Here is a 21,549-nt window from a genome sequence, read left to right on the forward strand (position 1 = left end):
ATTCTTACCGCTTTTGTAATTTTTTTTTATTTTTCTTGCTAAAGCAGGCTCTATTCGGCCCAATGATTGCCGTTGTAATTGCGGGCGGTATCGGCATCCATGCCAATCTGGCGCACCAGATCGTCTAAGCTCGGGAACTTCTGTTCGGGGCGCAAGTATGCCATCAGGTCAAGGACCATCGGGCGACCGTAAATGTCTTCGCTGAAGTCGAGCAGGTAGGCTTCGATGGCAAGCTGCTGGTTACCCGTAGAAGGTTGTGTTCCAATGTTTACCACCGCTCGGAAAGAACGTTCTCCCCCATTGCCATCGGGCAAGCGAGCGGTAGCCACATACACGCCGTGCTTGGGCAGGAACTTGTACTTTTCCACCTGCAGGTTCGCCGTCGGAAAACCGATGGTATGCCCGAGGCGCTTGCCTTCGACAATCGTTCCAGACAAACGATACGGACGGCCCAAATAAGTCTGCGCACGAGCCACATCACCATTCAGCAGGGCATTTCGCACAGCAGAAGAACTCACGCGTTCGCCCTTATGCAGCACAATCGAGAGCATGGCTGTCGAAAGTTCCGGGAAGGCAGCCGTAATGGTTTCGTAGTTTCCCTTGCCGCCGGCGCCAAAGCAATGGTCGTGGCCAAAGAACATGGAACAAACGCCGCGTTTTTCAATCAGCTCCTGACGGACAAAGACATCGAACGGGAGCTTCGCCACTTCGGGCGTAAACGGGAGCACCAGAAATTCAAGACCCAGACTTTCAATGAATTCGCGTTTTTCTTCGGTAGTCGTCAAAAGCAGCGGATCGCCGGGAGTGTGCAACACGTAATTGGAATGCGGTTCAAAGCTAATGACGGTAGGCGTCAAGCCGTTCACTTCGGCAACGGCCTTGAGCGTGCGAAAAAGAGCCTGGTGTCCCAGGTGGCATCCGTCAAAATTACCCATCGTCACTGCACGCTTCATTTTTCGTCCTCACCCAAATAAAATTTAGGCTTAATTCGCCCCGGTTCATAAAAGCACAGGCTCAAGACTTCGCCTTGCATGTCCGCGGCAAACACATGGCCCTCGGGGCCTACGCCCTCGATTTTCTCTTTCCAAGGGAGCCAATTACCCTGGCGAATCACAGCCACCTGTTCCGGCGTCAGGCGCACCACCGGAAAATCGAGCACCGCATCGACCGGCAACAGGTTTTCACGGGTCAGGTTCTCGCCACGCACCGCCTTATCGAGCGTCACATTGCCGATGCGGTGTCTGCGTATTTGCGATACGCAGGCGTAGGTCCCGAGGGCACGCCCGATATCGCGACCGAGCGCACGAATGTAAGTTCCCTTGGAGCATTCGCAAACCAAGTCGAAGGTCGCAAATTCCTTGCCGGAGCAACCTTCCGTCACTTCGCCCTCGCCAATCACCTTGAGTTCACTAATGTGAATTTTGCGGGGTTTCAACTCAATGTTACGGCCCCGTTCCATCAGGTCGCTTGCACGAACGCCGTTGATTTTTACGGCACAATACTTCGGCGGAATCTGCTCGATATCGCCCGTAAACTGCGGCAATACACGTTCGACATCAGCACGAGAGATCCTTCTCCCCATTCGGGGATCATGCCCACTAAGGCAACAAGTTGCCAAGTGGTCAAAGAGACTACACTTCGTTTCGCTCAGGATGACACCTTCTTTGTCAACGCTGAATTCCGAATTCCGAACTCCGAATTCTCTCTCATCCTGCTCCACCACTTCACCGTCCCATTCGAGGGTATCGGTTTCGTAACCCAAATGCAGTCTAAAGCTGTAGCACTTGTCCTTGGCTTCGATAAAGGGCAAAAGTCGCGTGCAGCGGCCAGTCGCCGCAATAATCAAGCCCGAGGCGCGCAAATCCAGCGTGCCTGCGTGGCCTACTCGCTTCGTAGAAAAGACCCTTTTCAGTGGGAAAAGGGCCTTAAAAGAAGTTTCACCAGCAATCTTGTCCAACAGAACGAAGCCGGAATTGCTCAATTACAAGTCCCCTTTCTGCTTCAGTTCAGCCAAAATGCTTTCGATATGCATGGCGTGTTCCAGGTTTTCGTCCAGAACAAAATTCAATTCGGGAATCTTACGGATCTTGAGAGCCTTACCCAAAACCGTACGGATATACCCGGCGGAATTCTTGAGGCCAATCAGCGAATCACGCTTTTCCTTGTCGGAACCCATCACCGAGACCATCACCTTTGCGTAGCTAAGGTCATCGGTAATCGTCACGCGCGTAATGCTTGCGAGGCTGCTCACGCGAGGGTCCTTCAAGCCCTTCTGCAAGAGCTTGCCGATTTCCTCGCGGAACTGTTCGTCCAATCTGTCTGTTCTTCTACTCATTTATGCCTTCGGCATTTTGTAGGAAGCCGGAAGTAGGAAGTTAGAAGTTTTATAATCACAGCTTCGCTGTCAAACTAGCCCTTCCTACAGTCTACTTTCTACCGTCTACTTAACTTCCTCTTCCGCAGTTTTCTTCGCCTTTTCTTCGGCTTCTTCGCGGGCCACATCCTTCAAAGTACGGGCAACCTTGACTTCCTTGAAGAAGATCAAGCTATCGCCTTCCTTGATGTCTTCGTAACCCTTAAGGCCGATACCGCATTCAAAGCCACGAGCGACAGACTTGACGTCGTCCTTCATGCGCTTCAAGGACTGGACCACGGTCGTACCGAGTTCCACACCGTTACGGTACACGCGCACATGGCTGGTACGGTCGACTTCGCCGTCGGTAACCATACAGCCTGCGATGAGACCGATCTTCGGAATCTTGAACACCTGACGGATTTCGGCTTCGCCGGAGAGTTCTTCGCGCATAGTCGGCTTGAGGAGGCCTTCCACAGCGTTCGTGATATCTTCGATACAGTCGTAAATCACGCGGTAGTTGCGGATTTCGATGCCTTCCTTCTGGGCCATTTCGCGGATAGAAAGCGACGGCATCAAGTGGAAGGAAATAATGATTGCCTGTGCGGTCGTAGCCAAGAGGATATCGGATTCCGTAATGGTACCCACACCCTTGCGGATAATGTTGACGCGCACTTCCTTGTTGGTAAGCTTTTCGAGGCTTGCTGCAAGAGCTTCTGCAGAACCGCCCACGTCGGCCTTGACAATAAGGTTGAGTTCAGAGAGTTTGCCTTCCTTACGATCGTTGAAGGTATCTTCCAAAGTCTTGACGTTACGGGAACGCAAGTCACGTTCACGGGCAGCCATACGGCGCTTGGAGGCAATCTCACGTGCAGTCTTTTCGTCTTCGACCACGATCAAATCATCACCGGCCTGCGGAGTACCGTCAAAGCCGAGCACCTGGCACGGAGCAGACGGAGGAGCTTCCTTCATCTGTTCGCCGCGTTCGTTAAACATGGCACGGACACGACCAGCGTAAATACCGCAAACGAACGGGTCACCCACATGGAGTGTACCATTCTGCACGAGGATCGTGGCCATAGAACCCTTACCCACGTCGAGCTTGGATTCCACCACGGCGCCGCGAGCATGAGCATCGGGGTTCGCCTTGAGTTCGAGCACTTCGGCTTCGAGGGCGAGCGTTTCCAAAAGTTCGTCCATGCCCTGGCCCGTACGTGCAGAAACTTCGATACAGCTGGTAGAACCACCCCACTGTTCCACTTCCACGCCGCGTTCAGCGAGCTGGGCGCGAATCTTGTCGGGGTTAGCGGTCGGCAAGTCGATCTTCGTGATGGCAACAACCATCGGCACCTTTTCGCGCTTGGCAAGTTCAATCGATTCAACGGTCTGCGGCATCACCATGGAGTCGGCTGCCACCACGAGCACGATGACGTCGGTCACCTGAGAACCGCGAGCACGCATAGCACTAAACGCTTCGTGACCCGGAGTATCGAGGAAGGTCACCTTGCCCTGCTTGGTCGTGACTTCGTATGCACCGATGTGCTGCGTAATACCGCCCGATTCGCCGGACACCACGTGAGTCTTACGAATCCAGTCGAGCAAAGAAGTTTTACCGTGGTCAACGTGGCCCATCACCGTCACCACCGGGTGACGCGGCTTCAGGTTTTCAGAGGATTCTTCTTCCACGCCGAGCACTTCTTCTTCGTATTCTTCCATCAGCTGGGCTTCGTAACCGAATTCGTCGGCCAACAGCTGGATGGTTTCAAAATCCAAGCGGGCGTTGATGGTCACCATCATGCCCATTTCCATGCACTTCGCAATCACGCGGGCCGGCATCTGGTCCATAAGGCCAGCGAGTTCGCCCACGGTAATGAAGTCGGAAGTCTTGAGGATTTTCTTTTCTTCGCCGGAATTGTTGTCGTTGTGTTCCTTGCGATAAACTTTCTTAACGGGCTTCTTGGAAAGGTCGGCCATCACGCGAGAAACGTTCTGGCGTACGGCTTCCTGCTGGAGTTCCTTCTGTTGCTCCATGCGGTCCTTGCCGTTATTGCGACGATTCTTGTCATTGCCACCATGACGGCCATTCTGCTGCTTGCCACCCTTGCCACCCTGATTCTGGCCACCAAAGCCCTGGGCAGCATTGTTGGAAGCGTTAAAGGCGTCTTGCATCGAGTTGCCGGTAAAGCCACCCGTGCGGCCGGTAAAGGTACGACCGCCGTTGTTGCCGCCATTGCCGTTACGGTTGTCATTGCGACGGTTGCCGTTACGGTTGTCGCCATTGTTGTTCGAGAGGCGACCGAAAGTTCCTGTATAGCCCTGCTGGTTTCCACCGCCGTTGCGGTGACCGCCGCGGTTTGACTGGGCCTGTTGCTGAGACTTCTTGATACGAGCGAGAATAGCTTCGTCCGGTTTGAACACCTGGGCCTTCATCGGAGGCTGCTTGAGTTCCATGCCCGGGGTCACCATGGCAGGCTTTGCAGCGGCCGGTGCGGCAGCAGCGGGGGCTGCGGGGGCGGCCGGAGCGGCAGGTTTTACAGCCGGAGCAGCAGGTTTGACTGCAGCAGGAGCGGCCGGTGCCGGAGCAGGTGCTGCGGGCGCGGGCTTTTTCTCTGCGACAGGAGTTTCTGCCTTAGGAGCTGCGGGAGCGGCCGGAGCAGCTTCAGCCTTCGGGGCTGCAGGAGCTGCGGCCGGTGCGGCAGGCTTTACAGCGGCCGGTGCAACAGCAGCAGCAGCGGGGGCTTCGACAGCGGCAGGCGCCTCGGCCTTGGGGGCGGGGGCAGCAGGCTTCACCGTAGCGGCAGGCTTTGCAGCGGCCGGTGCGGCAGCAGCGGCAGCGGGTTTCGCCGGCTTCTTAGTCCTGATGAGCGTGGCCTTCAACTTCTTGCCATCGCCAGCCGAAGCAGACTCACTCTTCTTGTCAGAAGAAGCATTGGAAGTTTCAGCGGAAGACGCCTTTTTCAGATTCTTGTTGCGAGCTTCAGCCTTCTGGCGTTCGGCCTCGGCGTCCGCTTCGATCTTCTCATAATCCTTAGCATCAAGCTTGGACACCTGAGTACGGACAGCAACGCCCGCATCGCGAAGCAGCTTCATCACGACATCAACCTTGATGCCGTGGGATTTTGCCCAGTCTACTGGTTTGATTTGTTCTTCATTAGCCATGAATAGCTTCCGATGTTCCTTTTTTAAAAATTAGCGAGCAGCCTTACGGTTCTGATTAAAATCGGCAGCGGACGGAGAGGTAATCTTAGCCTTCGTTTCGTCGTCCTTCTGGTTCCATTCGTTTTCACCGAACACGTCGAGGTTACGCTGCACGAGTTCTGCAGCAAGCTTCACGTTCTGGCCGTTCTTGCCAATCGCCAAAGCGAGGTTTTCGTCGCTGATAATCACCACGGTGCGGCGGGTTTCGGGCACGTGAATCAGCTTGATTACGTTAGCCGGAGTCAAGGCGCGCGTAATGAAGGTATCCAGATCCGGATTCCACTGCACGATGTCGATTCGTTCGTTACCGAGTTCACGCACAATCGTCTGCACGCGGGCACCCTTCATACCGACGCAAGCGCCGACCGGGTCGATTTTTTCGTCGCGGGAATACACGGCAATCTTGGCGCGGAAACCCGGTTCGCGGGCAACGCCCTTGATTTCGACAGTACCTTCGTAAATTTCCGGAACTTCCTGACGGAAGAGTTCCTTGAGGAAGTCACCGTTAGCGCGGGACAGCACCACCTGGGCACCGTTCTTGGAAGATTCTTCCACGCGGGCGATCACGGCCTTGATGGAGTTACCCTGAGCCCAACGTTCGCGGCGGATCTGTTCACGAGCCGGAATCATGGCCTCAGTCTGCTTGCCGAGCTTCACGATGATGTTACTTTGTTCAAGACGAAGCACTTCGCCGCTCACCATGGTACCGATACGGCTGCGGTAGGTATCCATGATCTTCTGGCGTTCGGCATCGCGGATCTGCTGGTTCAGGAGCTGCTTTGCAGTCTGAATGGCCTGGCGACCGAATGCAGAAATAGGAATTTCCATTTCGAGGAAGTCACCCGGCTGAGCGTCTTCGTTAAAGTCGCGAGCTTCTTCGACCAGCATGTAACCCTTGTCGAGTTCTTCCACTTCGGCAGCGGTCATGTTCGGGTCGTAGTCCGGATAGTCATCGACAACGGCCACGCGCAAGAACACATGGACTTCGTTGGTTTCAGTATCGAAATCCACATCGATCTTCTTTTCGATGTGCAAGTACTTGCGTGCTGCCGTCACCAAGGCTTCCTTCAAAGCGTTGATGACAATGGAATCATCCATATCCTTGGCTTCGACCACATCTTTCAGCACATCGAGCAAGTTAACTTTCGGTTCGTTCTTCATAAAATGACCTTCCTATTATATTTGTACATCCACTTTTGCCACCAGCACTTCGCTGCGGGGCACGACCACGTCACCGGCATTGCCTTTAAGGGTGAGCGTCAAATTTTCTTCGTCTGCAGCAACGAGCTTGCCCGTAACAGGCTTACCGGTACTGCGGGTCACCCGCAAAAAACGTCCGATATTGCGGGTAAAATCGGCAACCGACTTGAGGGGGCGGTCTAGCCCCGGCGACGACACTTCCAAAGTGTAGGCACCTTCAATAATATCCGGATCGGCATCCAGGGCGTCAGACAAATGGCGGCTCACGTTAGAGCAGTCGTCAATCGTCACCCCTTCGGGCTTGTCTATGTATAGGCGCAGCGTCTTTCTCTTGCCTGCGCGGAACATGTCCTGTTCCACCAATGTAACGCCGGCGGCTTCGCATGCCTGGGCGACCAATGTATCCAATTTCTGGGCTACCAAATAGACCTCGTATAATAAACGGCGTTCGCATACGGCCCCGAAATCTGCTCATTTAAGCCTAAATCGGGTCCACGAACGTCAAGACAGACCAAATAGAGAAATTTTTCAAGCCTTAGGCAACTGGATTTTAGAAAATGAGGCTTAAAAACCCTGTTAGTAGAGCTTAGTTGGTAGAACTTAGATAGAAACTCTAAATTCTAAGTTCTAAGTTCTAAGCTCTAATTACTACATTTGGCGCATGGCTTACGTACTTTTGATTCTCGCTACTTTAATTGGTCTTGCTGGTTGCGCCTACTTTTTGCGCAAGAACATTCTCGTGATTCGCGAAAAGAATAAAAACGAACCCAAGGCCTACAAGCGCAAATTGAACTACGTCCTCACAGGTCTATGGTACGGTTACCTGACCATTTTCTTCCTGGGCCTGACCATCAACAACATCGGGAAATGGTAAACAGGGACTAATGTGGGATGTGGAATGTGAGATGTAAGATGCGGAATTATAATTAGTCATCACACATTACACACTACACATTTTTCTAGCCTCAAGCCAGCGTTCGTACAAGAAGAGAGCGATCAAGTTCTTTCCATCGATAAACTCGTGGGCGGCGTCTTCGTAAGAGAGCACCACCGTCTTTATCCATTCGATTTCTTCGGTGTATTCCTGATCCTTGCCGTCCATGGACTTCAACTGTTCCGGCGTCACGTCGCGTTCGATTGCATACAAACGAATACGTTCATCCAAAAGTCCGCAGCTTGCCGCAAAGCCGTCGCTTTTACCCTTGTACCAAAAGTCCATGAGATCAATCAGTTCGGAATCGTCGGCCTTAATTTGCGCTTCTTCTTCAAGTTCGCTCAAGGCAACCTTGCGGTAATCGCCAGTCCAGTCCAAAATCCCTGCCGGAATTTCAAGCGACGCCTGCTCGCCAATCGCAAAGCGCGGCTGCCTTACCAGCAACAAATACTTTTTGCCTTCGCAACGCAACACTACCAAAACGCCAACGGCATTCCCGCGAACAAGCACAATGCCATGCACCGGGCGTCCGTCCGGGAGCGTCGCCGTCGCATCGAGCTTAATGAATAGCGGCTGGCGACCCTTGCGCAAAAAATCCACCGACGAAAAGTGGACCTTGGTCACCACGAACTTTTCTTGAGATTTTTCAAGCCAATCCTTGTAAATACGGGATTCAAGGATAATCGGGCGATCCGCCTCGGCAATTTCAGGAGAATAGGAATATTCAATCATTTTTCTTTCGGGGCATCCGGAGCGACCGTCGCCTTCTTCCAGATTTTATACAGAGAGTCTAGCACCGTAACGCTGTCGGAATCAACCACCATCTTGTTGGTCGACAAGTTATAGACCATCCAATCTTTCTTAGAATTCGGACCGCAGAACGATTCGTCTTTATCGGGCGTAAACAGCTCGCGAATAAAGCGGGCCTGCCCACCGATCACAAAGGAGTTGATCGCAAAGTGACTGTACGTTCCACATTCCGGAATCTTTTCGGTATAGTAAGTGCTGTAATGCCAAATGGTATCGGGGCGTTCCTGCAACTTGCCCAGTTCCGTTGAATCGTTTTCCCATTTGGAATTGATGCAATACACCGAATCGGAATCGGCGCAGGCATAATGCACCGGCACCAAGTTCGTGTCGTTAATATTCCAGGAGCTCGGGTAAATTGTATCGGAAACCGTATTCTTGCACATGTCCACACGGTGCGTGCAAGTAGACTTCATGGTGCGCCAGAAGAACACACGCGGCGTAAGGGAATCAAGCACGCGCATGACCGTCGGGTAATTTTTTCCGTGCTTTTTGTCTTTAGTGCGAAGCGGGAACGCCTGCACGTCAGCAAAAGCGGAATCCAGATACATTTCAAAAGTATCTCTCGAAAGGCTTCCGCGGCGAAGGATAATGGAATCCAGCGACGTGTCGGCATCGTTTTTCACCTTGATGACACCAATACCGGACATCTGCTTCGACGAAAGCAGAAGCTTGAGAGTCGTATCGGGGCGGTAATAAGGAGCGGCGCAGTCTTCGGCAGTCGCGTGAATCGAAAGCGTCGGCGCAATCCAAAGGACAGAATCTTCCTTGTCGTAATCCAGATTGATGGACTTCAAGGCGCAATTCGAGAACGTCCACATTTTACCCATGTCCAAATACAGGGTGTCCTTGGACAAGTGAATTGTCTTGCCGGAATCGAGCCGGGCGTAGGCAAAGAACCCTTCGCCATCGTAGCTAAAGTCTTCTTTCGAAACATTCAGCGGGCCATCGGTGTCTTTTTCGCAGCCGGCAAAAAAAACGACCGCGGACAAAATCCACAGCAAAGCAAGACCCATGTATTTAGAGCGAATGCGGTTCATGAGACCAAAGGTATTAAAAACCGTTCAACTTTTCAAACGACGCAAGCGAATCAGGTGCGACAGGATGCGTCGAAGCGTAAAAATCGTTCCAGCGAACAAACTGTCCATTCAAGCGGACCGACAAGAAGAATGTCGCGCTGTCTTTCGGAGAAAGCCTGCCCAGCACCGATTGCACGCCGACGGTATCGCCTACCGACAAGGAATCGCTCGGTGCTCCCATGCCCAATGTTTTACTCGTAACATTATAGCCGTGGTCAATTTCAACAAAGTAACCAAGCGAGTCGCGACCCGCATCGAGCACGCGCCCTGCAAGCACCGGATAAATCGGAGCTTCACCGACGCCACTAAACACATCCATCGCCAAAAGCGATTCCTGGCCTTCGAAGTCAAAGCCTTCGTCAATCGAAAGCGCAGACCATTCCAGCGGAAGCCTCGGACATACTCCGGGGAACTTGCAGCCCGTATTCTTGGAAACCCAAATGTAGCTGGAGTCCGGTTTCATATAACGTAAATACACCGACCGCACGCTGTCTTCGTGCATCACGAGCAATGCATTACTGAAATCTGTAATCGGGGCAATCCAATGGAGCTTGGACTTTTCAGTTTTACGGAGAGAACCCACGTAACGCAAGAACGGGTTCGGCAAGCGCGAAATGGGAATGGAATCAACCAGCACCCACGAGCACTGTGCCATTCCCTTCTTTAGCACAAACGGCTTGCCACCGTAAAGTTTGCAGCGGTAGTCCCAAGTTTCGATTGGCTTTTCTTCCTCGTTGCCCGGAAGCGGCAACGCGTTTGCGATTTTGGAGACAAAGCCCGAAAAATATGCCGTCAAGGCCGCCACGGCCACAAGCACGAGTCGGATTAACGGGAACTTATGTTGAGTATTAAAAGTTTTTTGCTTACGTGTGTATTCGTGGAACTCGACAGGCATCGGACTAAAGACTGAAAATCGCGATAGCACCGCCCACAGCAGCCAACATAAGCAAGGCAACAATGATTACGGTCTTGGCCGAAGACGGTTCTTCGTCGAACGGAACATCGAGGCCCTTCTTCTTGGAATTTTCAGCCGGTTCTTCCTTGGCAATCGCATTGAAGCTCTTGGTGAACCTGCGATGCTGACCGGTACGGCGATCCAAATGAGACGGTGTCACATCGATAGAGCCCATGGTAGAGCCCATGTTCTGCGATGCAACCGGAGCCGGTTCTTCGTGAACAACTTCGATCTCGGGTTCGGCAGTTGCAGCCGGAGACTGAGCCTGCAACGAGAACGACATCAAGTCTTCTTCGTAGGCGAAGACCATGATGCTCTTGTCGAGACCAGCCTTCTTGAGGCCAACAAGAATCGTCTGGTTATTGGTAAGGACGGCAAAAATGCCCTTACGGTCTTCCATTTCCTGCTGGAACTGGATAAAGGCATTGTAGGCGTCGCTATAGACAAAGTCGAGACCCGTCAAATCGACGGCCAAATACTTTTCGTCAGGCTTTTCAGCGAGAAGATCGCGAACATCTTTCTTAAACTGTTCGGCATCGAACGCCCCAATCGGATTCAGGGGGGCGGACATCAAATCAAATATTCCAACTTCGCGATAATTCTTTAATTGCGGCATGGTAAAAATATAGCCTAATTATGGTTCAACGTGTGCGACCTATCACCAAAAAACGCTCCTAAACTCGATAAAATCGCGGTTTTTACCCCAAATTACTCTAAAACTTCGTCGTCTGTTTCGATGATGGCGTTCCTAGTCGGAGCGGGAGCGGCCGGCGAAGCGGCAGCCGGACTTTCGTTTTGAGCCGCAGACGAACCCTGTTCCTGCTCGGATGCAGACGCCGGAGCAGGCTGCTCGGACGCCGTTTCGGTAGAGCGAGAGGCTTCGTAAGGTTCGCGTTCCATATCCTCGTAAGAGGTGTCTTCATCGGGTTCTTCAGTCAAGTTCTTGCTGACTGCCGGAGTTGCCTCCGGCGTGCCCGGCCTAGGCGCATGACTAAACAAGTACGGACTGATGCTCACGCTTACGCGATGCACCGGAGAAAGTACCGGGTGCGATTCGAACGCGTAGTCGACTTTTACAAATTTTGCAATAACTAGACCCGCACCCGCGGTCACGCTCTGGAGCGTGGTAAAGCTCGAAAGGCCCGCACGGAGCGAAAGGCCAAAGTCGAAGGTGTATTCGATACCGCCGCGACCGCCCGAAAGCCAATCCAGCGGATTTTCCCACACGCGCTTGCCGCGGGACTGGTCCATTTCGTAATCCAGGTCGCGAGCTTCACGGTGCAAAAGTTCGGCCCCCTGCCAATACAGGTTCAACTTGCCATACAGGTAAGGCACCGGAAGTCCGTAACTGGCAGCGACATACAACTCCGGAGAAGAGTATTCGAACTCGCCCGATTCCCAACTGGTCGCCGAAGACGTCCAGCCCTTCAAGAGGGCCGACAAGTAAAGTTCATCGACCGCATTAAAGCGAAGTCCGGCATCGCCGCGGAAGCCCCAGCCGCTCTGGTCCATTTCGCGGTACAGGCCATGGAACCCGATACCTAAATCCAGGCGCTTGGTGAGCTTACGGCCGAAGGTTGCCGAGAACACCCAGTCTGCAATAGAAAGCGTGTTGTAGTTGGAACCTTCGGGAAGAGGTTCGCCCTCTTTAATGTACGGGATATCGTCTGCACCGAATCTTGAAAAAGAAATACCTAAGCCCTGACCCACCCCGAGCGGCACCACCGCCGAGGCGTAGTCATACTTTGTATCTTCATAGTATTCGGTATGCGAAAAAGAAGCCCATGCGTAATTCACATTTGCAAGCTGGTAGGGGTTCGACATGAGCCCCAGGTAATCGCCATCGACGGCCATTGTCGCAGAACCCAATGCAGCAGAACGCGCACCCGGTTCAATATCCAAGGTCGCATTCGCACCTACCACTCGGTCGGCGGCAAAAGAACTCGCAACAGCAATTAAAGCAATACAAACAGAATTTTTCGCAAATGTCATACTTTGACCTTCAAGATAGATTATTTTTGGTTTGCAGACCAGTGAAAAAGTATTTTAGATGAACCTTTCGGAACACATCGAGCAATATTTACAGTACATCGCGGACCGGCGACGTTTTTCGCCGCGCACAATCGACACGTACCGCAAGTCGCTCACAAAATTTCTGGAACATCTCGGCGAAGGCGCAGCCGAATTTCCGCTAAACGCATTCTCGGAATCGAGCGTCAAGACGTTCGTGTGGGACTTGAAGATGAAGCAGAAACTTGCGCCCACAAGCATTTGCGAACACTTGGCCGCCCTAAAGAGTTTCGGCAAGTACCTGGTCAAGAGCAAAATTTGCGAAAAGAATCCGGCCGAAAACGTCCCCATGCCCAAACGCCCCAAGCGCTTGGTGAACGTTCTTGGACAAAAGGACTTGGCCGAAGAAAAATTTCCGGAACTGCCTGCCGACGCAAAACTCCCGCAGGTACGGGCGCGCATTCTGCTCGAGCTCATCTACGGATCCGGGCTCCGCATTTCGGAATGCCAGAATCTCACCTGGGACCGCATCGACACTAACGCCAAACTCGTACGCGTGCTCGGCAAGGGTAACAAGGAACGCATTGTTCCACTTACCGAAAGCTTTATTGACCGCATCGCAAATTACAGACAAATACAAATGCAGGCGGGGCACATGCCCACTGCCACGGGCTACGTATTCCTGAGCGAAGACGGCAAGCCTTTCGGCCTGCGCACGCTTCGAAACGACATCCAGCACCTGCTCCGCGAAATCGGTTGGGAAGGTAAAGCGAGCCCGCACGTGCTCCGCCATAGCTTTGCTACGCACCTGCTCGAAAACGGCGCCGAAATCATGAGCGTCAAAGAGATGCTCGGGCATTCGAACATCTCCACCACTCAGGTCTATACTCATGTAAATGCAGAACGCCTGCGAGAAGCTTTCAAGAAAACACACCCGCGAGCGTAGGCGAATTCTGAATTCAGAGATCAGAATTCGGAGTTAAATAATGCGAGTTCAGAGTTCGGAGTTGAAAAATAATTCTGAACTCATAATTCCGAAATCCGAATTAGAAAAAGCTTCCCTTGATGCCGACGGCGATGGTCCACTGCTGGCCAAAGTCACTCCAGTCGGGAGCATCCCACTTGCGCATGGGGCTTTCGTCGTATTCGTCATCGGGGTCAGCGGCGTTACTCTTGTCGTGGAGCGGTAAGGAGACCGCAAGAAACACCGGGAAGTCCGCATTCGAGAATTCGATGCCATAAGCAAAGGCGAGAGACCACGCCTGATGATCGGGGTCGGGGCGCGGGTCGTAAGTTCCGACCTTTTCGGAATTGATCCAGGCGACACCGAGCGGCACAGAGAAATTCACGCCGAAGCTCTGCACGATTCCCGGACGGCCACGGTAACCGTAAGCGATAGAGCCGCCCACCGAAGGCGGAGTGTAGGCGCCCAAATCGTTTTCGCCATAAGGCTTGAAGCGGTATTCAAAGCGGTCGCCTTCGTGTTCCATGTCCTTCCAGTAAGAATCGTTGAATTCGTTCTCTCCCGAAATCAGGTGCATGGCAAACGGGTGCGTGTAGCTAAGGCCGTAAAGCCAGATTCCCTTGTCGGTATCGCGGCTGTAGTCCCAACCGAGCGTAAGCGAATACAGGCCCGAGCCCTTCTGGAAACTGCTCGGCAACAGTTCCTTGCCAGAATCGGTACCGCGCTTGATGTCGTACTGACCAGTCGGAATGGTGAGGCTTGCCGAAAGCGATGCGGCGCCACCGCTACCGATTGTCTTGCTAAAGTCAATGGACACATCGCCCACGCCGCCCGTAGTGCGGTCTGCCGGAATCTGGTTACTGCGGTACTGCACTTCGCCGCTATGGCTCGTCCACGGAATAGACACACCAAGCTTGGTCGACCAAGTCGGCTTGATAGACAGATGCGGCGTGAACGAGACACCCGTGAAATTCTGGCCGACCGTGTACTTGGTAAATGCTTCGACTTCAAGGTAGCCGCCAGAAACACCCTGGCCAATCCACTTGATACCATCGCCAGAACCGCCACCGGAACCGCCCGCACCGCAACCACCAATGGACGCCCACGGAGTAGCGACATCTACAGGCGAATTAAAACCGGCATAAAACGCACCACCTGCCACAAGAGCCAAGGCAACGCCAGACAAAATCCCGCTAAATAAATTCTTCTTCATCGTTTACCTCACGGGAGCTTCAGCAAATAGCCATTGTTCGCACCAGTCGCCAAGAAGAATCCATCCGGCGAACGGCCACCAATCATCGGGACCGAAGCAATTTCTTTGGCGTTATCGACCCATTCAAACGCAAGGTCTGCAGGGGCGTTGGCAGCCAACTTGATTTCGCGCATCATCGTGCGACCTGCGCTACCGTTTTGCACCGATGCATCGGTCAAATCATTCTTGTTCACGTACTGTGAACCCTGCGGAAATTCCGCCCACACTACAAATAGGCGCCCGGCAAAAGTGAACCAGTGCGGCTGAACCGGTTCAGAAATCATACCGGAATTCTTTTCGATTTCAAATGGTGAAGCGTCCTTCGAAAGTTCCTGAATAAAGGAGCGCCAACCCGTCATCGCAGCGTTAATCACGTTGTAGACCACATACTTGCCATCGGGCGAAATCATGGGGCTATCCATCATCCAGCCATCGACACCAGAGGGTTTCTTGAGCGTAATGGCCTTCTTGGCTCCGCCATTGGCGTAGTCCACAAATACAATCTGGTCTTTCTTGTTCACATAAACCAGACGCACATCGCTTGTGCCGAAGAATCCTTCAACCTTGGAATCATCGGCCGAAGAATCAAGCACGGCATCGGGATTCACCCACAAGTGCGGAGTCGCAAATTCACTCATGTCCTTGTCGTAGAAGAAGAATTTCTTCTTGTCGGACATACGGACCGCAAAAACGCCATAATCCAGGTTTTCGCAAGCCTTGTTCCCCTTGGTATCGTAAGCACGGAGCGCCACAATATAGTTCGGGTGCGTACTCCATTCCGGATCCTGGAACTGACAATCGCCCGATTCGGTATCGCGCATCAAGTACCAAAGAACCTTACCCGAGGTGTCTGACACAGAAAGACGGTCATGCTGCACCACCTTCGAAGTCGTGTACACGGAATCGGGAGCTTCTACATTCAGCTTGCCGCCAAAGTTCAGCCAAAGCATTGCAGCCGGATAATTTTCAGGATCTTGGGAAACGGAAGGGTTGCAAATTTGCTTGCCACCGTTCACCGCAAAAATCGAGCCCGTTTCAGTCTTTTCATTGGAGGTTTCAGAACCCGCAAACTGTTCCGGCTCGTAAACGCAAGCCGAAAGGGCAAATAATAAAGACAATGAGGCGAATTTTAAATAACGCATTGTCCGAAATATACTAAAACTTGACACGTCTCACATGGTAGAAATAGATTCCCGCGATAACAGAAATCGTAAGAATCCAGCTTATCGGGTATACAACCATCAGCGAAGCGAAAGATTTGTACCGAGGGAACACGAAAATCACCCAGAGAATGCGGATTCCGCAGACCCCAACCATGCAGGTAAGCGCAGGCGCCAGGGACTTGCCCATTCCTGAAAGCGCTCCTGAAAACACATCCAGGAACACGTTGATGAACAAGAGCCCCACCACCACATACATGCGAATGGAGGCAATTTCAATGATTTCGGTATTCGATGTAAACACCGACAGCATCGGGAATGCGAAAACGCAGCAGAGGGCGCTCAAGATAACCGTAGAAAAGCACCCCAGCAATAGTGACCAGCGGACCGTACGGCGGCAGCGTTCCATATTCTTCGCGCCGTAATTCTGCCCCACGAAAGTCACGCACGCCTGCGAAAAAGAACTCAGCCAATAGTACACCACGAATTCGTAATTGAGAGCAATCGACGAAGCCGCCACCGTAGCAGAACCGAGGCTATTGATAGCCGACTGCAGGCACACATTGCTAAACGAGAATACGACTCCGCGAAGCCCTGTCGGAATCCCTACTCGCAGAATGCGGCTCAAGAAGAAGGGTGTCACGCGCAACTTCCAGAATTCCAACTTGAAAGGGCCCACCTCATGCAACAGGAGATAGAACAAAGTAATGCCACTGATGGCGTTTGCAAACACTGTCGCAATCGCCACGCCCGACACGCCCAAGCCAAAGCCCGCCACCAGAATCAGGTTCAGCACCACATTCACTGCACCTGCCACCATGAGCACATAGAGCGGGCGCTTGGTGTCGCCCTTTCCGCGCAGGATCGCCGCGATAAAGTTATAGACCATGGCAAAAGGCATTCCCACAAAGTAGATTTGCAGGTAAAGCACGGCGTCGTCCAGAATGTCTGCCGGAGTCGAAATCAACTCAAGAATCGGCCTTGCAAAAAAGATTCCCACAAACGAAAGTAAAATCCCACTAAAGAACGATACCATCACCGACGTATGAACGCTGCGGGTGATAGAACGGTAGCTTTGCTCGCCAATGGAATTGGCTACCACCACATTCGCCCCGACCGAAATGCCCACGAACAAGTTGATTAGCAAATTGATGACGAAGGTATTCGCGCCCACGGCCGCCAAAGCCTTGTCACCCGCAAACTGCCCCACCACGGCGACATCTGCCAAGTTAAACATCTGCTGGAAAATACTGCTCAAGGCAATAGGAATGGCAAACCTCAGGATTTTTCTCCCAAGGGGGCCATTCAGCATATCGATGTTCGTCTTTGACGAGTGGCTAGCCATAAGTTTCTTGACCGTGAACCTTAAAAACGGGCGTAAATTTAGATTTTCATGGGGCTGCCTCCAAGGGCATTTTTCTACCTTTACATCGCAAAAAAACGAGCGGCAGATAGGTAGCCGCCAAAACTGGAGATTATCATGGGTTTTAAATGCGGTATCGTAGGCCTCCCCAATGTGGGCAAGTCCACCATCTTTAACGCCATCACCAACGCCGGCGCCGAAGCGGCCAACTACCCCTTCTGCACCATCGAACCGAACGTGGGCATGGTGAGCGTGCCGGACAGCCGCCTCGACGAACTGGTCAAGGTCTACAATCCGAAATCCATCGTCCCCGCCGTTACAGAATTTGTGGATATTGCAGGTCTTGTAAAGGGTGCCGCCCAGGGCGAAGGCCTCGGCAACCAGTTCCTGACCCACATTCGTGAATGCGAAGCCATCATGGAAGTCATCCGCTGCTTCGACGACGAAAACATCGTGCACGTGCACGGTTCCGTGGATCCGGTCCGCGATGTCGAAATTATCGAAACCGAACTGATTCTGAAGGACCTCGACTCGGTCGAAAAGCGCCTCGCCACCGAAGCCAAGGCCGCCCGCATGGGTGGTGCCGAAGCCAAGGCCCGCCTCGCCGCTTGCGAAAAGCTCCGCGACGCCTTCCAGGAAGGCAAGGCCGCCCGCACCGTGATGCACGACAGCGAAGAAATGGAACTCATCGTGAAGGACTTGGCGCTGCTGACAGCAAAGCCGCTCTTCTACTGCGCCAACGTGAAGGAAGACGATATCCTGACCGGTAACGCCTACGTGGAAAAGCTGAAGGAATACGCCGCAGCAAACGGTCACGAAGTCATCATGATCAGCGGCAAGATCGAAGAAGAACTTTCCGCTATGGAACCCGCTGACAAGGCTGAATTTCTCAAGGAACTCGGCATGAAGGAATCGGGCCTCGACGCCGTGGTTCGCAAGGGTTACGAAATCCTCGGACTGCGCACCTTCTTTACCGCCGGCGAAAAGGAATGCCGCGCCTGGACGTTCCACGCAGGCTACAAGGCCCCGCAGTGCGCAGGCGTCATCCACACCGACTTCGAACGCGGCTTTATCCGCGCCGAAACCTTGAGCTACAGCGACTTCCTGAAGCACGGCAGCTGGAACGCAGCCAAGGAAGCAGGCCTCGTCCGCACTGAAGGCAAGGACTACGTGGTACAGGATGGCGACATCATGTACTTCTTATTCAATGTATAATGTGGAATGTGGGATGTGGAATTAATCATTACACATTTCACACTACACATTAAAAAACTCGCCTTGTGGCGAGTTTTTTTCTTTTGGCGAATTTTTTTACTTCTTTTTCGCGGCGCGTTTTGCCTTGATTTCTTCTACAATCGGCCGGATGATTGTCGCGAGGTTCATCGCAGTTCCTATCAGAATCATGAACGATGCCGCATGAATCCCGATGCCGGGTTCCACCTTCAAGAGTGACATCCCCATGGCTGAATTGATCTGTCCGAGTTTCGAGAGGAAGAACCAGAGCGAGACCATCGTAAGCATTCCCATTGCAATGGAGCCCAGCGGAGTAAAGCACGCAAACAAGCCCGCAATCACGGCACCCGCAAGAATCACGTAGAGGAACGGAACCGGTTCCATTTGCGGGAAATGCGGCATGGTCTGCCGGAACTTTTCCATGGCGCTCGGGTTACCCGTTTCCATCTTTTCAAGAATACCCAAGGCAGGCTGTTTCAGTTCCTGGCGCAAATCGAGGCCCGACGCAAGCTCGTAAAGAGTGGGCTCGGCAATTACGTCGTCGGCACAAGAAACATTAGCCAAAGGCATCAGCAAAGCAACAATAACAAGCAGATACGGGATAGCCGTAAGCTTTTTGAATAGACGCATTCCTTTAAACATTATTTTCCTTCAAAAAGATCCCTGGGGAATGCGCAACGGAAACCGATGGCATCAGACCAGTAACGCGGATCTTCATCATCACGTTCAGTCAGGTTCAACAGACTTTCTTTGTCCTTCCAGGAACCACCCTTGTACACCTTGGAAGAACCCATCATGGCACCCGTCGGATTAGAAGATTCTACCCAGACCGAGAACATGAAGTACTTGTCGCGAGTCCATTCGGCAACGTTACCCGACATATCGAAGATACCCCAGGCGTTGGACTTTTTGGTGCTTACCGGCTGCGGACCGTATGCGGGGTTCTTCTTGCCCAGACTATAGGAGTTCGCCTTGTAAATGGCGTATGCCCCAGGATCCGGGTTTTCGTCAAGGTTCCAAAGAGCGCCTTCGTTGTTGTCGGCACGGCCAGCAAATTCCCATTGGGCTTCGGTCGGCAGGTCGCCACCGATAGCCTTACAGAAGGACTGAGCATCGTTCCAAGTGATATTGTGCACCGGATGACGGGCCCCCGTAAAGGAGGAACGATCCTTGATGCGCTTCGTAGAATCAATCTTGGACATCACGTCCTTGAAGAACTGCTGAGTCACTTCGGTCGTGTGGATTGCAAACGGAGACAGCGAAACCACCTTGCCCTTGTAACGGAAGGAACCGGAATCGATCAAGGCCACCGTACCACGGTCACGGTCGCGAATGACGCGCGGAACCTTCATGGAAACATCGAGCGCAACGCCACTCTCGTCCACCCTGAGCGCCTTCGCCTTGGGTTCCTGCACCTTATGGGCATCTTCCTCAATCGGGCGGTTCAGCCATTCCTGAACTTCGGGTTCGTCGTAGATATACTGCGGAAGTTCAAAAGCACCGTGACTCTGGAGCGGCTTGTCGTTCACAACCAGTTCGTGTTTTTGGTAACGGTAATGATGGCGGCCCTTCAAGTCTCCTTCATGGTAAATCCAGACGGGCTTGTTTCTTTCGATAGAGATAAAGGCGCGAGAAGATGCACCCGACGTGAGCAGGGCGAACAGGGAGTCGGCAGTATAGCCTTCGGCATTGCCGACCCAGGACACGTCATAACGATCTCCCTTCTTACCATAGTTAATGCGGACTGCGGCCATTCTGCACACACGTTTCGTCTTGATTACGGGTTCGGCGGGAACGGCAGCGGCGGCTGTAGAGTCCTTGACCGTCGTATCCTTGGGTGCATTTGCCTTCGCAATGGAATCCTGTTTAGCCTGCTCACGCATGGCAACAGAATCGATTACGTCTTCGCAGAGTTTTTCGTCGTTAACCGCTTCAATAGACGTAGGCACGAGGGAAACCTTATGAGGAATAGCCTGCAGGCTATCGATTTTACGGCGGAGGGCAACATTTACGGCACTTGCAGAACCCATTCTGTTCATGCGCCAATAAAGCTTGGCTTCTTCACGCTTACCATTGTAGCGGTTACGGTACTTGACATAGACGCTGTCATCGGAAGACACGCCAAGAAGCAGAGGCTTGCGAAGCGGCGGGTAAATCTTGTCAAATTCGTTGGTATCGACCTTTTCGATGGAGGTCTGGACATCGCGGGTAAGCACGTCAAACAGGTGTTCGGTTTCTTCAAGGGTCTTGGCAACGGTAACCGCATGCAAAGTGACCGTAGTCGTAGCTTTGACCCTGGAAGCGGTATCTACAACCGGCAATTGTGGTTTAAGTTCAACCATGGAGCCGCCCGGAACAGAAATGGCATCGACATACGGCAGGTAATTCGGAGCCGAAAACGAGAAGGCATACATGCCCGGGTTAACCGGATAAACTAAGGACGGAACTTCCTTCATGGGAACAGAAATCGAAATCGCTTCGAGCCCCTTAATATTGGACTTGATCGAAATAATGCCCGGACGTTCCGTTTCCTGGATCATCTGCCACTGGCCATTCTTTCTAAAATAGAGTTTCGGAACACGCGGAGAATAGATGTATTCCCTATCGAAATAAATATCGGCTTCGTCCTGGAATGCCCTGGAGGTTTGGGAACCGTAGAAACGCAACAGCATCACTTCGGCAGGTCTCAGGTAGTTGTCAGCCAGGCTAAAGGCGTGCAGTTTTTCAAAGTTCTTGACGTCAACGGGACCTGTGAACCAAAGGTATTCCTTGGGGCCCTTCTTATGGCGCATGAACATGATGTTCGGGCGCAGCGGAACCATCGGGGATTCCGACAAGATCATTTTTTCCTTCTTGACAATCGCCATGTTGGCGACAGGCTCCATCAGAACGCCTTCCTTGAACATAGTTGGGGCGACCCTGAAATTCTTGTCACTGTCGGCTGCCCAAATCAGAATCGGCAACAGCAACAAAAGCGGAAGCAAACGGGTAAGGGACATATTTTCTCCTGTCTACATTTCTAAACGAAATATAAAAACATT

General features: G+C 52.6%; 19 protein-coding genes. 3 read left to right on the forward strand and 16 right to left on the reverse strand.

What is annotated here, in order from left to right; all coding sequences use genetic code 11:
• Window positions 1–50: 50 nt before the first annotated feature.
• The 6 genes from ribF to rimP form a co-directional block, all read right to left on the reverse strand.
• The gene (ribF, locus tag BUC02_RS02775; protein WP_073318323.1) at window positions 51–953 is read right to left on the reverse strand and encodes a riboflavin biosynthesis protein RibF; all 903 of its coding nucleotides are present in this window, start codon (window positions 951–953) and stop codon (window positions 51–53) included.
• Window positions 950–1,981, reverse strand: coding sequence for a tRNA pseudouridine synthase B (locus BUC02_RS16530; RefSeq protein ID WP_073318326.1), 1,032 nt, complete (start codon window positions 1,979–1,981; stop codon window positions 950–952). Before BUC02_RS16530 ends, ribF begins: the two co-directional genes overlap by 4 nt.
• Window positions 1,982–2,335 (reverse strand): 30S ribosome-binding factor RbfA, encoded by a 354-nt coding sequence (gene rbfA / locus BUC02_RS02785; RefSeq protein WP_072976600.1) that lies wholly within the window; start codon window positions 2,333–2,335, stop codon window positions 1,982–1,984.
• Window positions 2,336–2,440: 105 nt separating this feature from the next.
• Window positions 2,441–5,512, reverse strand: coding sequence for a translation initiation factor IF-2 (gene infB / locus BUC02_RS02790; protein WP_073318329.1), 3,072 nt, complete (start codon window positions 5,510–5,512; stop codon window positions 2,441–2,443).
• A 30-nt stretch (window positions 5,513–5,542) separates the two neighbouring features.
• On the reverse strand, window positions 5,543–6,712 hold the full coding sequence (gene nusA, locus BUC02_RS02795; protein WP_073318331.1) for a transcription termination factor NusA: 1,170 nt from the start codon (window positions 6,710–6,712) through the stop codon (window positions 5,543–5,545).
• 15 nt (window positions 6,713–6,727) lie between these two features.
• On the reverse strand, window positions 6,728–7,174 hold the full coding sequence (gene rimP / locus BUC02_RS02800; RefSeq protein WP_073318334.1) for a ribosome maturation factor RimP: 447 nt from the start codon (window positions 7,172–7,174) through the stop codon (window positions 6,728–6,730).
• 238 nt (window positions 7,175–7,412) lie between these two features.
• On the opposite strand from rimP, the gene BUC02_RS02805 reads away from it, so the two are divergent.
• Entirely contained in the window at window positions 7,413–7,625 is a 213-nt protein-coding gene (locus tag BUC02_RS02805) for a hypothetical protein (RefSeq protein WP_073318336.1), read from the forward strand.
• 66 nt (window positions 7,626–7,691) lie between these two features.
• Here BUC02_RS02805 and BUC02_RS02810 read toward each other — a convergent pair whose 3' ends face one another.
• The 5 genes from BUC02_RS02810 to BUC02_RS02830 form a co-directional block, all read right to left on the reverse strand.
• Window positions 7,692–8,417, reverse strand: coding sequence for an NUDIX domain-containing protein (locus BUC02_RS02810; protein WP_073318339.1), 726 nt, complete (start codon window positions 8,415–8,417; stop codon window positions 7,692–7,694).
• Entirely contained in the window at window positions 8,414–9,532 is a 1,119-nt protein-coding gene (locus tag BUC02_RS02815) for a hypothetical protein (protein ID WP_254794065.1), read from the reverse strand. The genes BUC02_RS02810 and BUC02_RS02815 overlap by 4 nt, the downstream gene beginning before the upstream one ends.
• Before the next feature lie 13 nt (window positions 9,533–9,545).
• Window positions 9,546–10,466 (reverse strand): M23 family metallopeptidase, encoded by a 921-nt coding sequence (locus tag BUC02_RS02820; RefSeq protein WP_073318342.1) that lies wholly within the window; start codon window positions 10,464–10,466, stop codon window positions 9,546–9,548.
• 4 nt (window positions 10,467–10,470) lie between these two features.
• Complete coding sequence (locus tag BUC02_RS02825; protein WP_073318345.1) at window positions 10,471–11,097, reverse strand: STAS domain-containing protein; 627 nt, start codon at window positions 11,095–11,097, stop codon at window positions 10,471–10,473.
• Between the two features lie 137 nt (window positions 11,098–11,234).
• Complete coding sequence (locus BUC02_RS02830) at window positions 11,235–12,518, reverse strand: PorV/PorQ family protein (protein WP_073318348.1); 1,284 nt, start codon at window positions 12,516–12,518, stop codon at window positions 11,235–11,237.
• Between the two features lie 58 nt (window positions 12,519–12,576).
• On the opposite strand from BUC02_RS02830, the gene BUC02_RS02835 reads away from it, so the two are divergent.
• Complete coding sequence (locus BUC02_RS02835) at window positions 12,577–13,482, forward strand: tyrosine-type recombinase/integrase (RefSeq protein ID WP_073318351.1); 906 nt, start codon at window positions 12,577–12,579, stop codon at window positions 13,480–13,482.
• 100 nt (window positions 13,483–13,582) lie between these two features.
• Here the strand turns inward: BUC02_RS02835 and BUC02_RS02840 are convergent, their stop codons facing one another.
• Genes BUC02_RS02840 through BUC02_RS02850 form a run of 3 tightly spaced genes read right to left on the reverse strand, consistent with a single transcriptional unit; the run spans window position 13,583 to window position 17,257 of the window.
• Complete coding sequence (locus tag BUC02_RS02840) at window positions 13,583–14,713, reverse strand: hypothetical protein (RefSeq protein ID WP_073318354.1); 1,131 nt, start codon at window positions 14,711–14,713, stop codon at window positions 13,583–13,585.
• A gap of 8 nt (window positions 14,714–14,721) precedes the next feature.
• Window positions 14,722–15,894 carry a hypothetical protein gene (locus BUC02_RS02845; protein ID WP_073318357.1) on the reverse strand — a complete coding sequence of 391 codons (1,173 nt, stop codon included), beginning with the start codon at window positions 15,892–15,894 and terminating at the stop codon, window positions 14,722–14,724.
• Window positions 15,895–15,907: 13 nt separating this feature from the next.
• The gene (locus BUC02_RS02850; RefSeq protein WP_073318359.1) at window positions 15,908–17,257 is read right to left on the reverse strand and encodes an MATE family efflux transporter; all 1,350 of its coding nucleotides are present in this window, start codon (window positions 17,255–17,257) and stop codon (window positions 15,908–15,910) included.
• A 135-nt stretch (window positions 17,258–17,392) separates the two neighbouring features.
• On the opposite strand from BUC02_RS02850, the gene ychF reads away from it, so the two are divergent.
• Window positions 17,393–18,490 (forward strand): redox-regulated ATPase YchF, encoded by a 1,098-nt coding sequence (ychF, locus tag BUC02_RS02855; protein WP_073318362.1) that lies wholly within the window; start codon window positions 17,393–17,395, stop codon window positions 18,488–18,490.
• Between the two features lie 96 nt (window positions 18,491–18,586).
• On the opposite strand, the gene BUC02_RS02860 is transcribed toward ychF, so the two are convergent.
• On the reverse strand, window positions 18,587–19,150 hold the full coding sequence (locus BUC02_RS02860; protein WP_073318365.1) for a hypothetical protein: 564 nt from the start codon (window positions 19,148–19,150) through the stop codon (window positions 18,587–18,589).
• Window positions 19,150–21,507 carry a formylglycine-generating enzyme family protein gene (locus BUC02_RS02865; RefSeq protein WP_073318368.1) on the reverse strand — a complete coding sequence of 786 codons (2,358 nt, stop codon included), beginning with the start codon at window positions 21,505–21,507 and terminating at the stop codon, window positions 19,150–19,152. Before BUC02_RS02865 ends, BUC02_RS02860 begins: the two co-directional genes overlap by 1 nt.
• Between the last annotated feature and the right edge of the window lie 42 nt (window positions 21,508–21,549).

The sequence above is a fragment of the Fibrobacter sp. UWOV1 genome, assembly GCF_900142495.1.
GTDB lineage: Bacteria > Fibrobacterota > Fibrobacteria > Fibrobacterales > Fibrobacteraceae > Fibrobacter.